The organism is Dolomitihabitans soli, assembly GCF_022213955.1.
Lineage (GTDB): Bacteria > Actinomycetota > Actinomycetes > Streptosporangiales > Streptosporangiaceae > Streptosporangium_A > Streptosporangium_A soli.
Genome location: NZ_JAKNTW010000022.1, coordinates 94,742 through 107,755 on the forward strand (window position 1 = coordinate 94,742; position 13,014 = coordinate 107,755).

At 68.5% G+C, this 13,014-nt stretch carries 10 protein-coding genes; 3 read left to right on the plus strand and 7 right to left on the minus strand.

Translation table 11 applies throughout. The annotated features are described in order from the left end of the window. The first annotated feature begins 92 nt into the window (after positions 1 to 92). From recQ to MBA17_RS33940, 3 genes are all read left to right on the plus strand, one after another. A complete protein-coding gene (recQ, locus tag MBA17_RS33930; protein WP_238501355.1) occupies positions 93 to 1,934 on the plus strand; it encodes a DNA helicase RecQ in 1,842 nt (613 codons plus the stop codon). A gap of 471 nt (positions 1,935 to 2,405) precedes the next feature. Beyond that, the gene (locus MBA17_RS33935) at positions 2,406 to 2,666 is read left to right on the plus strand and encodes a helix-turn-helix transcriptional regulator (protein ID WP_238501358.1); all 261 of its coding nucleotides are present in this window, start codon (positions 2,406 to 2,408) and stop codon (positions 2,664 to 2,666) included. Next, the gene (locus MBA17_RS33940) at positions 2,663 to 3,220 is read left to right on the plus strand and encodes an ABC transporter permease family protein (protein WP_238501360.1); all 558 of its coding nucleotides are present in this window, start codon (positions 2,663 to 2,665) and stop codon (positions 3,218 to 3,220) included. Before MBA17_RS33935 ends, MBA17_RS33940 begins: the two co-directional genes overlap by 4 nt. 37 nt (positions 3,221 to 3,257) lie before the next feature. Here MBA17_RS33940 and MBA17_RS50655 read toward each other — a convergent pair whose 3' ends face one another. The 7 genes from MBA17_RS50655 to MBA17_RS33975 all read right to left on the minus strand — a co-directional run bounded on the left by MBA17_RS50655 (position 3,258) and on the right by MBA17_RS33975 (position 12,892). Further along, positions 3,258 to 5,156 carry a right-handed parallel beta-helix repeat-containing protein gene (locus MBA17_RS50655; protein ID WP_238501362.1) on the minus strand — a complete coding sequence of 633 codons (1,899 nt, stop codon included), beginning with the start codon at positions 5,154 to 5,156 and terminating at the stop codon, positions 3,258 to 3,260. Between the two features lie 72 nt (positions 5,157 to 5,228). Next, a complete protein-coding gene (locus tag MBA17_RS50660; RefSeq protein WP_238501364.1) occupies positions 5,229 to 7,178 on the minus strand; it encodes a right-handed parallel beta-helix repeat-containing protein in 1,950 nt (649 codons plus the stop codon). A gap of 45 nt (positions 7,179 to 7,223) precedes the next feature. Beyond that, positions 7,224 to 7,985 carry an RraA family protein gene (locus MBA17_RS33955; protein WP_238501366.1) on the minus strand — a complete coding sequence of 254 codons (762 nt, stop codon included), beginning with the start codon at positions 7,983 to 7,985 and terminating at the stop codon, positions 7,224 to 7,226. 8 nt (positions 7,986 to 7,993) lie between these two features. Then, positions 7,994 to 9,919 carry a DUF8034 domain-containing protein gene (locus MBA17_RS33960; protein ID WP_238501368.1) on the minus strand — a complete coding sequence of 642 codons (1,926 nt, stop codon included), beginning with the start codon at positions 9,917 to 9,919 and terminating at the stop codon, positions 7,994 to 7,996. A 1-nt stretch (position 9,920) separates the two neighbouring features. Continuing rightward, a complete protein-coding gene (locus tag MBA17_RS33965; RefSeq protein WP_238501369.1) occupies positions 9,921 to 10,745 on the minus strand; it encodes a carbohydrate ABC transporter permease in 825 nt (274 codons plus the stop codon). After that, the gene (locus MBA17_RS33970) at positions 10,742 to 11,620 is read right to left on the minus strand and encodes a carbohydrate ABC transporter permease (protein WP_238501371.1); all 879 of its coding nucleotides are present in this window, start codon (positions 11,618 to 11,620) and stop codon (positions 10,742 to 10,744) included. Before MBA17_RS33970 ends, MBA17_RS33965 begins: the two co-directional genes overlap by 4 nt. 42 nt (positions 11,621 to 11,662) lie before the next feature. Then, positions 11,663 to 12,892, minus strand: coding sequence for an ABC transporter substrate-binding protein (locus tag MBA17_RS33975; RefSeq protein WP_238501374.1), 1,230 nt, complete (start codon positions 12,890 to 12,892; stop codon positions 11,663 to 11,665). Positions 12,893 to 13,014: the final 122 nt, after the last annotated feature.

Consider the following 13,014-nt stretch of genomic DNA (forward strand, 5'->3'; position numbering starts at 1 on the left):
CTTTTCCACAGGCTGCGGCGATCGGGACCAGGCTCGTCCACAGGTTCGCGCGGACGCCGAAGTCCGGGGTGCGGCCCTCGTAGTATGGGCCGGTGGCTTCCCCCGAGAACGATTTTGAGGTCAGCGACGCGACGCGGGTGCTGAACCGGGTCTTCGGCTACGACTCCTTCAGGGAGGGACAGCAGGAGATCATCGAGCATGTGGCGGGCGGTGGTGACGCGCTCGTGCTGATGCCGACCGGTGGCGGCAAGTCGTTGTGCTACCAGATTCCCGCGCTGGTGCGCCCGGGGGTCGGGGTGGTGATCTCGCCGCTGATCGCGCTCATGCAGGACCAGGTGGACGCGTTGCGGGCGCTGGGGGTCCGGGCGGGGTTCCTCAACTCCACGCAGGATCACGACGAGCGCCGCATGGTGGAGGCCGAGTTCGTCGCGGGCGAGCTCGACTTGCTCTACCTGGCCCCGGAGCGGCTGCGGTCGGAGTCGGCCATGCGACTGCTCGACCGCGGCAAGATCTCGCTGTTCGCCATCGACGAGGCGCACTGCGTGGCCCAGTGGGGGCACGACTTCCGCCCCGACTACCTGGCGTTGTCCGCGCTGCACGAGCGCTGGCCCGACGTGCCCAGGATCGCGCTGACGGCGACCGCGACGGAGGCCACCCACGCCGAGATCGCGAGCCGGCTCAACCTGGAGACCGCCCGTCACTTCGTGGCGAGCTTCGACCGCCCCAACATCCAGTACCGCATCGCCCCCAAGAACGAGCCCAAGCGCCAGCTGCTCGACCTGCTGCGCGCCGAGCACCCCGGCGACGCGGGCATCGTCTACTGCCTGTCCCGCAACTCGGTGGAGAAGACCGCCACCTTCCTGACGGAGAACGGCGTCCAGGCCCTGCCGTACCACGCGGGTCTCGACTCCCAGGTCAGGGCGGCGAACCAGGCGCGTTTCCTGCGGGAGGACGGGCTGGTCATGGTCGCCACGATCGCGTTCGGGATGGGCATCGACAAGCCCGACGTGCGTTTCGTCGCCCACCTCGACCTGCCGAAGTCCATCGAGGGCTACTACCAGGAGACCGGCCGCGCCGGGCGTGACGGGCTGCCGTCCACCGCCTGGCTCGCCTACGGGCTGCAGGACGTCGTGCAACTCCGCAGGATGATCGACACCTCCGAGGGCGACGACGCGCATCACCGCCGGCTGGGCGCCCATCTCGACTCCATGCTGGCGCTCTGCGAGACCGTCGAGTGCCGCCGCGTGCGGTTGCTCGCCTACTTCGGCCAGGGCTCCGACCAGTGCGGCAACTGTGACACCTGCCTGACGCCGCCGGAGTCGTGGGACGGCACGATCGCCGCCCAGAAGCTGCTGTCGACCGTGCTGCGGCTCGATCGGGAGCGGCGGCAGAAGTTCGGAGCCGGCCAGATCATCGACATCCTGCTCGGCAAGAAGACGCCCAAGGTCACCCAGCACGATCACGAGTCGCTGAAGGTGTTCGGCATCGGCACCGAACTGCGCGACACCGAGTGGCGTGGCGTGGTCAGGCAGTTGCTGGCCCAGGGCCTGCTGACGGTCGAGGGCGACTACGGCACGCTGGTGCTCACCGGCACGAGCGCCGAGGTGCTCAGGCAGGAGCGCCAGGTCCTGCTCCGCCGCGAGCCCGAGCGAGCGCCCCGGGCCGCCAGGTCGACGTCCTCCGGCCGCCGTGCCGCGCCCGCCGCCGACCTGTCCGAAGAGGCCATGCCGGTGTTCGAGCGGCTGCGCGCCTGGCGTGCCGCCAGTGCGAAGGAGCAGGGCGTACCCGCCTACGTGATCTTCCACGACGCCACCCTGCGGCAGATCGCGGCCGAGTCCCCCACTTCCCTGGACGAGCTGAGCAAGATCAGCGGCGTCGGCGAGAACAAACTCGCCAAGTACGGCCAGCAGATCCTCGACACGCTGGCCGCCTGACCCCGACCGGCCCGGCCAGGCAGGGCGGGGCCGAGCGGGGCAGGGCCTGGCCTGGCGGGGCCGGTCGGGCCGGGCCAGGCGAGGACGGGCCTGGCTAGGACGGGCCTGGCGAGGACGTGCGAGGCCGGGCGCCAGCACGTCATCCGGCCCGGGATACGCGCGTCATCGAGCCGGTCGCGCCTCGACCCGGCTTCATACAGTCGCGCCTCGGCCCGGCGCTTCATACGCTCCCGCCTCGGCCCGGCTTCATACGGTCCCGCCTCGGCCCGGCTTCATACGGTCGTGGGGCGGCCCGGCTCGCGTGGTCGCGGCCGACGAGATCCGCTTCGGTCCTGAGTCTGACGGTGACGGCGCGGAGCAGCGCTGGGCGGCCCTGGGTCGTGGGCGCCGGTCATGGCGCGGTGTGCGGATTCGTTGTCTGCTATTGCGAAACCATTATGTATACGCAACACTTGAGTGGTGAAAGGAAAGGTGAAATCTACTCTGCACAACCGGCTCGCCGTACTGCGGGCCGAGCGTGGGGTGTCGCGGGCCGATCTGGCCGCGGCGGCCGGGGTGAACCCGCAGACCATCGGGTTCCTGGAACGGGGCGACTACGGGCCGTCCCTGGACGTCGCTCTGCGGATCTGTGAGTTCTTCGAGCTGCCGGTCGAGGCCGTCTTCTCTCGCCGCCCCTTCGAGCCGATGTCGCACCAGCTCTATCCCTCAAGCCGTTCAGGAGAGACGCCATGAGCAATGCCGCAGACCGTCGCCGGGCTCTGTTCACGGACCTGAAGACGACGACGCCGGAGGAGCGCGACGAGCGCCTGCGGTCCTACCACCAGGAGGTCATGGCCGAGCGCAGGGCTCGTCCCGTGCCGCGGTGGCTCGCGCGCCACCGGGTCCGCCGCTCGCTGGCCGTGTCGGCGGTTCTCCCGCTCCTCTGCGGCGCGGTGGCCGCCACGGCGCGGCCCGAGTCCGCGCCCGCCCTCCTGTCCGGCCTGGCGAGCGCGGTGAGCTTCCTGGCGATCTGGTTGCTGCTCCGGCGGGTGACCGGCCTGCTCGCCGAGGCGCCCGACACGGCGCTGGACGAGCGGGAGGTGGACGAGCGCGGCCAGGCGCTCCACGGGGCCTACGGCTTCTTCATCGCCGTGATGGCCCTGCTGACGGTGGCCGCGATCGCCGACGAGCGCTGGATCGACCTGGAGCTGAGCGTGCTGATGCTCGGCGGGCTGTTCACGTCGTTCCTGCTGCCCTCGGCCGTCGTCGCGTGGCAGTGGCGCGATCTCGACGACGCCGAGGGCTGAGGACTCCCCCGTGCGGGGGGGAATCCGATGAGCGGGATCAGCCGGCCGACGGGGTGACGGTGGGGCTGACCGACGGGGTGGCCGTGGGCTGGGGAGCGCCCGGGATGGCGTACGGGAAGTCGGCGTTGACGCCGATCTTGTCGTACTCCATCTTCGAGGCGTCGAACCCCGTGACCCAGTTGGCGTTCTTCACCTCGTTGCACTGGTAGCTCTGATACTTGTCGTCGGTCACCTTGCCGACCTCGATGTTCTCGAACGAGAACCCGCAGCCGCCGGCGTCCATGTGCACTCCACGCGTACCGCTGTCCGGCATCGACGCATCGGGGAGCACGTCACCGATCACCACCTGGGAGACGTGATTGGTGATCTCGTGCGGGTCGGCGTTGCTAATGCCGTAGGTGTAGAAGGCCCCCATGTCACCGCTGTCGAGACCGGCCTCCTCGATCCGCAGATACTTGAAGACGTTGCCGTCGGCGTAGTTGTCCTCGTCCTTGACCTCCGGGCGCACCTCCAGGCTCACGCCGTACCGGGCGCTGTGCTTGACCACGGTGTGGCTGACCTCGTTGTTGCCCGTGGACATCAGCTCGACGCCCGCCGCGTCACCGGGGACGAGTTCGCCGATGTGGTAGATGTAGTTGTTGGTCAGCACGTTGTGCCCGGAGATGTCACCCTCACCGGGGTAACCTCCCTCGACCTTGATGCCGTCGGCCCCGATGTTCTCCAGCAGGCTGTCCGACACCCGGATGTGGTCGTTGGCGAGCAGCATGTAGACGGCGGTGTATCCCGAGTCGGAGATGTGCAGCGACTTCAGGTCGATGTTCCGCGTGTTGGTCAGCGTGATCATGCCGAACTGGTTACGCGGCATCTCGATCTGCCGGTCGTACTCGGGATACTTGTGCGGGACGCCCGCGTCGCCGGCGCTGATCCACCCGGTGCGGTACCAGGAGACGAAGTCGGAGTACTGCAGGGCCAGACCCTCGAAGGAGAGGTTCTGCACCCGCTTCTCCGGCGTGCTCCCGGCCAGCGACAGGATCGTCTTCACCGTCGGCGCCATGACCGTGGTGTTCTCCATCGACCCGCTGCGCGGCCAGTAGTAGACCTCGCTCGCGTCAAAGTCGAAGAAGTACTCCCCCGGCTGGTCGAGGAAGTCGAGCGAGTTCTGCAGGAAGTAGCGCGACCCGCCGCGACTGTTGATCAGGGCGTACCTGGTCCAGTGGTCCAGGGTGAGCTGGTTGTCGTCCCAGGACGGGTTCTTGATCGGAACGGTGTCGGTGAACCAGCTCCAGCTACCGCCGGACCAGACCATCACCTGCGCGTTGTCGAGGTTCCAGTTCTTGTCCCACTCGCCGGGCTTGGAGTAGAGCCACTGCCGCACGCCCTCCTTCTCCGGCTCCTTCAGGACCGAGGTGAGGTACGGGGCCCATTCGGTCTCGGTCCCGCGGTTGGGGAAGCGCGCGGTGGTGGCCCGCTTGCCGTCCTCGAACAGCGTGTAGAACTTCCTGTCCACCTTCGTCTTGTAGATCTTGTCCTTGTGCACCTGCCAGCCGGTGACCGGTTTGGCCCCGAGCAGCCGCGCCTTGCCCGGCCCGTCGGCGCTGCGATAGATCACCTTGTGGCCGTCGCTACCCGAGTCGTCCTCGTCGAAGGAGATCGTCTTCTCCACCGTGTAGTCACCCGCACGCAGGTTGACCACCACGTCACAACGCATCTTCTTATTCAGGCCCTTGTCACGAATGTGATCACGAGCACGCTCGACCGTCTTCCACGGCAGGTCCTTCGTACCACGTGCCTTGTCATCGCCACCCGGCGCGACGAAGAACTCGGTCGGCTTGCACGCCTTGGCGGCAGCGGTCTCGGCGGGTGCGGCGGCGCCGCTCAGCGTCAGGACCGCACCCGCGGCCAGACTCAGATATTTCAGCGGAAGTTTTCGGATCACGGGTCCTCCGATGGGGGGGGTGACCCCGGGTGGGCGGCCTGACACTCCCGGCCGCCCACGCTCAGGGGTGGATCAACCGGCCGAGGGGGCGGCCGAAGGAGTGACAGTGGGGGTGGCCGTGGGGGTGGCCGTGGGGGTGGCCGTGGGGGTGGCCGTGGGCTGGGGAGCGCCCGGGATGGCGTACGGGAAGTCGGCGTTGACGCCGATCTTGTCGTACTCCATCTTCGAGGCGTCGAACCCCGCGGCCCAGTTGGCGTTCTTCACCTCGTTGCACTGATAGCTCTGATACTTGTCGTCGGTCACCTTGCCGACCTCGATGTTCTCGAACGAGAACCCGCAGCCGCCGGCGTCCATGTGCACCCCGCGCGTACCGCTGTCGGGCATCGACGCGTCCGGGATCACGTCACCGATCACCACCTGCGAGACATGGTTCTTGATCTCGTGCGGCTCGTAGTTGCTGATGCCGTACGTGTAGAAGGCCCCCATGTCACCGCTGTCGAGACCGGCCTCCTCGATCCGCAGATACTTGAAGACGTTGTTGTTGGCGTAGTTGTCCTCGTGCTTGATCTCGGGGCGCGATTCCAGGCTGACGCCGTACCGGGCGCTGTGCTTGACCACCGAGTGGCTGACCTCGTTGTTGCCGGTCGACATCAGTTCGATGCCGGAGGCGTCGCCGGGCACGAGTTCGCCCACGTGGTAGATGTAGTTGTTGGTCAGCACGTGGTGGCCGGAGATGTCGCCCTCGCCGGGGTAGCCGCCCTCGACCTTGATGCCGTCGGCCCCGATGTTCTCCAGCAGGCTGTCCGACACCCGGATGTGGTCGTTGGCGAACAGCATGTAGATCGCCATGAAGCCGGTGTCCGAGATGTGCAACGACTTCAGGTCGATGTTCCGCGAGTTGGTCAGCGTGATCATGCCGAACCGGTTGCGCGGCATCTCGATCTGCCGGTCGTAGACCGGATACTTGTGCTCGTATCCGGAGTCGCCCTCGCTGATCCACCCCGACCGGTACCAGTCGACGAAGTCGGAGTACTGCAGGGCCAGACCCTCGAAGGAGAGGTTCTCCACCCGCTTCTCCGGCGTGCTCCCGGCCAGCGACAGGATCGTCTTCACCGTCGGCGCCATCACCGTGGTGTTCTCCATCGACCCGCTGCGCGGCCAGTAGTAGACCTCGCCCGCCGCGAAGTCGAAGTAGTACTCGCCCGGCTGGTCGAGGAAGCGCAACGTGTTCTGCAGGAAGTACCGCGATCCGCTGCGGCTGTTGACGAAGGAGTAGCGGGCCCAGTGGTTCAGGGTGAAGAAGTTCTTACGGAAGTCGGCCCCACCGAGCGGCACGGTGTCGGTGAACCAGCTCCAGCTTCCACCGGACCACACGACGACCTGGGAGTTCTTGTCGAAGTCGGCGTCCCACTCGACCGGCACGTCCTCCGCCTTGAAGTAGAGCCACTGACGCACGGCCTCCTTCTCCGGCTCGCCGAGGATGGAGAAGAGGTACGGTCCCCATTCGGTCTCGGTCTTGCGGTTGGGGTGGCGGGCGGTGGTGGCCCGCTTGCCGTCCTCGAACAGCGTGTAGAACTTCCTGTCGATCTTCGTCTTGTAGATCTTGTCCTTGTAGAGCTCCCAGCCGTCGATCTTCTTGGCGCCGAGCAACCGGGCCTTGCCCGGCCCGTCGGCGCTGCGATAGATCACCTTGTGGCCGTTGCTACCCGAGTCGTCCTCGTCGAAGGAGATCGTCTTCTCCACCGTGTAGTCACCCGCACGCAGGTTGACCACCACGTCACAACGCATCTTCTTGTTCAGGCCCTTGTCACGAATGTGATCACGAGCACGCTCGACCGTCTTCCACGGCAGGTCCTTCGTACCACGTGCCTTGTCATCGCCACCCGGCGCGACGAAGAACTCGGTCGGCTTGCACGCGACGACCGCGCCGGCGCCGGCCTCGCTGGGTACGGCGGCGCCGCTCAGCGTCAGGACGGCACCCATGGCGACGCCCAGATATCTCAGACGGGATCTACGGAACACGAACTCTCCTCTGCCAATCGATCGAACGGCCCCCGAAGATCTGGTTCACCCCTGGCGCCAGCGCTCGTACTCGGCGCGCGTCTCGGGGGTGAGCGGGTAGTAGTCGGACAGCGCGCCGCCCTCTTCGATGCGGGCGCGGCTGAAGACCTCCCACTGCTCGTGGTCGCCCGCCGCCTCGACCACGGCCTCGGCGCGCCTGCGCGGCACGATCACCGCGCCGTCGTCGTCGGCCACCACCAGGTCGCCGGGGAGGGCGAGCACGCCGCCGCAGGCCACGGGCACGTCGTAGGCCCACGGGAACAGCTCGGTCTGCGAGGCGTAGTGCGGGGTGGTGCCCGTGCACCAGATGGGGACGTCGAGCTGCCGCACCCGTGGCGCGTCGCGGATGCAGCCGTCGACGACGATCCCCGCGCCGCCCTTCTGCTTGAAGTAGCGCACCAGCATGTCCCCGAAGCAGCCGGTGAAGGCGCTGCCGTACGCCTGCACGACGAGCACGTCACCTGGCTGGACGGCTTCCAGGGCGGCCCACAGCGCGGTGTGCCGCTCCACGTACTCCTGGCCGAGGCCGGAGGCGATGTCCTCGCGCTGCGGCATGAACTGGAGTGTCAGCGCGGGCCCGGCGATCTTCTGGCCGGTGGTCAGCGGCTTCGGGCCGGAGACGAAGGTCCTGCGGATCCCCTGGGCGTGCAGCTTGGCGCACGCGGTGGCCGCGCTCACCTTGCCGAGCCGCCGTACCAGCTCGGGATCGGGACGCTCGGGCGCCTTTCCCCTGACGGGCAGCTCCCAGATGGGGTCGTTGTCTTCCACTGAACTCCTCAGTTCTCGAATTGCCGGTGAGCCGGCCTACGTGCGCGCAGGGTCAGGTGCAGGTCGAGCCGGATCCGGCGGCCGGGCGGCAGGACGACCTCCAGCCGGGGACCGTTCACCTCGACCTCGCGGGTGGTGATCTCGGCGGGCGGCGCGGTGTAGGCACGGGGGTCGCCGGGGTATCCGTCCGCCGCGTCCGTCACCACGGCTGTGCCGATCTGGTGCTCGCCGAACGCTCCGGCCTGCACCACCACCCGGCGGGTACCGCCGAGCCCGGTGTGCACGAGTTCCACCCGGGTCCGGTCGGGGGTGACGCGGTCGACGAGCGCCGCCACGTCGGGCGGGAGTCCCGGCCGGCGACGGTCGGCGTCGAAGTAGGCGAGCCTGGCCGGCAGCAGGCCGCCGTTGTAGAGGACCTGCGGCGTGCCGGTGGTGAGCTGGAGCAGCGCCTCGGTCAGCACCGGGTTGAGCCGCTGCCAGTGGTGGACGTGGATCGTTCCGAGGTCGGCCCGGTCGGCGTCGATCAACGCCATCCGCCGCTCCACCTGGCCGAGCGCCGTGGCGAGCATCTCCGCCGGGAAGCCCGGGTTCTCGCCGCGCAGGAACGACAGCCAGGGCGCCTCGTGCCCCGCCTCCTCCTTGTTGCGGAAGGGGCGCACCACCCGCCAGTCGTACCCGCTGCCCTCGCGCAGCCGTTCCAGCCGCCGGGCGTCGTCCTCCTGCATCCCGGCGTGCCACAGCCACACCGGGAGCCCGAGCTGCGGCGGCTGGTAGTCGAACCAGCCCTCGTCGCGGTACCGGTTCGGCACCAGCATGGTGGGCCGCGCCGCGTCCTCGCCCAGCTCGGCGAGCCACCGGTCGCTGATGCTCATGTCCGTCTCGGTGACCGCCCCCTGTACAGCGTGCGCGGCGACCGCGTCCAGCGGCCCGCGACCGATGTCCAGGGCGGCGGGGTCGCCGGTGAGCAGCAGCGCGTTGACGGCGGCGATGGCGGCGGCGGCTCCCACGCTGTAGATCCCGTGCGGCCAGGCCCAGCCGTAGTTCCCCCCGTACCAGCGTCCGCCGTGCAGCTCCCCGACCTGCCCCGAGGGGCCGACGTTGTCGGGGATGATCCCGCCGTTGGCCGCCGCGCGCCGCTGCCACGCCTCGATGTAGCGCAGCGCCCAGTCGCGGTACCGGTCCTCGTGCCCGTACAGCCAGGCGTTGGTCGCCAGGCTGGTCGCGGCCAGGTTGACGGCGACGTCGCCGCGGCCGATCCGCTCGTTCATCGCCGCGCCCATCCGGGCGGCGTTGGCCGGGTCGCCGAGGTCGTCCCAGGTGTGGATGCCCGGCAGGTCGGGGATCGGCAGGCCGAAGGGGCGCATGCTGGCCAGGCCGGAGTGGTAGGACGCCCATTCCTCGTTCACGCCGTAGCGGGGGCCGCCGGCGCCGTTGTGCGGGGCCTTGATGGTGTCGGTGAGCGGGTCGTAGTTGCCGGTCTTGGAGTCGGGGAGGTACATCTCGGCGAAGCGGTGGGCCCGCTCCCTGAACCGCTCGTCGGCCGGGTCGGCGGCGCAGATGCCGTAGAACAGCAGCAGCGACTCCCCCTGGTGGAACCAGTCGTAGCCGCGCTCGAACTCGTCCACCAGGTAGCCGAGTTCGGTGAGCTGCGTGGTCACCCCCTCCCAGTGGTGCTTGGCCGCGTCGAGGAGGTCGTCGGCCCCGCCCAGCTGGTAGAGGGTGGGCCAGTTGAAGAACGCCTCGTAGAAGTCGTCGGCCCCGTCGCGGCTGGCGGCCGGGCCGTGGTAGGTGAGCCGGCCGTCCTCCTCGCAGTAGCGCGCGGAGAACGCCCGCCACGCCTCGTCGAGCGCGTCGAACAGCCGCCGCTCCAGCACCGCCCACGCGGGTGGCGTGCCGACGGGCACGCCGGCGACGACTCTCGGGATCTCAGACATCTCAGCCCTTCGTTGCGCCAGCGGTGAGGCCGCTGATGATGTGCCGTTGCATGAAGACGAAGAAGATCAGCAGGGGGGCGATGGCGAGCAGCAGCGTGGGGAAGACCACGGTGTAGTCGGTGGAGTACTGGCTGACGGCCGCGTAGACGCCGGTGGTGACCGTGTAGAGGCCGCTGCCGGGTCCCAGGATGATCTGCGGGTTCACGAAGTCGTTCCACACCGAGAAGGTGTTGAGGATGATCATCGTGGCGACCACCGGGCGCATCAGCGGGAAGACGATCTGCCAGAAGGTCCGCAGCCTGCCCGCGCCGTCCATGGCCGCGGCCTGGTCGAGCGTCGACGGGATGGTGCTGATGTACCCGGCGTAGAGGAAGATCGAGAACGGCAGGGTGAGCACCGTCTCGAACAGCACGAACCCCTGAATGGTGCCCATCAGCCCGAGCGTCTTGAGCACGTAGACCACCGGGATGACCAGCACCTGGCTCGGGATGAAGGTGCCCGCCAGGAAGGCCAGCATCAGCAGCCGGTAGCGGCGGCGCGGGCTGCGCGCGATGACGAAGGAGGCGGGTCCCGCCAGCACCACCGAGAGCACGTTGACCGCGACGACGAACAGCAGCGTCACCGCGTAGCCGCGGAAGATGTTGAACTGCGGGTTGTCCAGCGCCTGGGCCAGGAAGTCGAGGGTCAGTCCCTCGACGGGCAGCCCGAAGGGGTTGGCGAGGATGTCCTGCTGCGGCTTGAAGGCGTTGACGACCAGCACGTACAGGGGCACGAGCATGAAGAGCGCCGACACGCTGAGGAACACCAGCCGGGCGTACCTGTTCACTGGTGCACCGCCATCTCGCCGCGCCTGCGCAACCGGGTGACCACGAAGGCCAGCGCCGCGGTCACGATCATGAGCACCACCGACTGCGCCGAGCCGAAGCCCAGCCGCGCGTCGTGGAAGGAGTTCCACAGGATCAGGTAGGCGACGGTCTGCGTCTGCCCCGCCGGCCCGCCCGCGGTGAGCGACACCACCAGGTCATAGGTCTTCAGCAGGGTGACCAGTGACAGGACGATGTTCACCGTCACCGACGGCCCGAGCGCGGGCAGCGTCACGTTGCGGAACACCTGCCAGCGCGTCGCGCCGTCGATCTCCGCCGCCTCCACCAGCGCGGCCGGTACGGCCTGCAGCCCGGCGAGGTAGAGAACGACGTTCACCCCGAAACCCGCCCAGACCAGGACCGCGATCATGGTGATCGTGGCCCAGGTGGGATCGGACAGGAACGGCAGCACCTCCCCGCCCCTGGTGGTGATGAAGCTGTTCACCGCGCCGGTGGTGCCGAGGATGGCGCTCCACAGGAAGCCGACGACCAGGGCACTCAGGACGTGCGGGTAGAACAGCACCATCCTGAAGAAGGAGTTGGCCCGTGAGGCCCCGTTGACGAGCAGTGCGAAGCCGAGCCCGAGCAGGTTCAGGCCGGCCGTGCCGACCGCCGCCACCAGCAGGGTGACGATCGCCGAACGGCGCAGGTCGGGGTCGACGAGCAGGTCCGCGTAGTTCGCCGCGCCGACCAGGCTCGGGCTGGCGCTGAACCCGTCCCAGTCGGTCAGGCTCAGGTAGAGCGCCAGACCGACGGGGACGACCAGCATGACCGCGTACAGCACCGTCGCGGGTAGAACCATGATCGCCGTAGCGACTCCGGCCCGCGTGGAGCGCATCGTTTCTCGCTTTCCGGACTTCTGGAGGGGTTCTGGAGGGGTTCAGGAACGGCCGTCGACCCAGCGGTCCACGGCGGTGGCCACCTCACGCGGCGACTTCCCGACATAGAGCCCCTGGACCTCGGTGTTCCAGGCGGAGTTGAAGCCGCGCGGCAACGTGTTCTCGCCGTAGCCCTCGCCCTGCGCCACGCGCGAGGGGGCTTCGTCGAGGATCTTCTGCACCTCGGCTTCGAGCGGCGTGAACTTGCGCTCGTAACCGCTGCGGAAGTTGCCGTCCTGCTGGAGCTGGCTGGTCACCGCGGCCTTGTCGGTCACCAGCCACTGCACCAGCTTCAGCGCCGCGTCCTTGTGCGCGGTGCCCTTGAGGACCATGTACGGCGCGGCCATCGTGGCGCCCTGCGGGCCGGGGTAGGACTGGCCCTTCTCGACGGGGGCGGGGAAGACGCCGACCTCGAAGTCCGGCTCGGCCTTCGCCACTGAGGCGGTGAACCAGCTCCCCATGACGTACATCGCGGACTTGCCGGAGAAGAAGCCCGTCTCACCGTCGGCGTACTTCACACCGAGGGCGTTCTTGTCGACGTAGCCCTTGTCGATCCAGGTCTTGTACCGCTCGAGGTGCGGCAGCATCGACTCGCCCGCCTTCAGGCGTCCCGCGCCGATGTCCTGGTGCCACTGCGGGTGGCTCACGGCGCGGGCGGGGCCGGAGAGCTGGAGGAGCTGGAGTCCGGTGACGAAGTCGCCCGCCGTACGCAGGGGCAGGTAGCCGGAGTCCTTGAGCTTGGCCATGGCCTCGGACAGCTCGTCGTAGGTCGTGGGCGGCTTGCTGATCCCGGCCTTCTCGAAGGCGGCCTTGTTGTAGAAGACCAGCGACTGGGCCTGCTCGCCGACGCCGACGGTGTAGACCTTGCCGCCGAGCGAGCCCTCCTCGACGAGCGGCGTGCCCTTGACCCAGGGCTGGCCGGTGAGGTCGAGCATCTGCGGCGCCATGGTCTTGTCGACCATGAGCGTCTCGACGACGTCGGGCGGGTTGCCCGCGGCGAGCTGCTGTTGCAGGGTGTCGGCGACGCCCTTGCCGGTCGGCGCCTCGATCTTGACGTCGATGCCGGGGTTCGCGTCCTCGAAGGTCTTGACCAGCCCGTCCCAGTAGGTCTGGGTCAGGTTGGGGGTGATGTTGACCAGCACCCTGACCTCGGTGACGCCGCCCTCATCGGCCTGCGTGGCGGCCTCGTCGGCGAATCCGCCGCCGCCGCACGCCGTGAGCACGAGGGTCATCAGGACACCTGCGGCCGGCACTGAAGCCCGCCTTGCGCGTGCTGAACGCACTGCGCCTCCTCTCGTGCGAGCCCCCGCGCTCACAACTTCTAATGGGTCAATAATCGAGTAACGATTCTTTA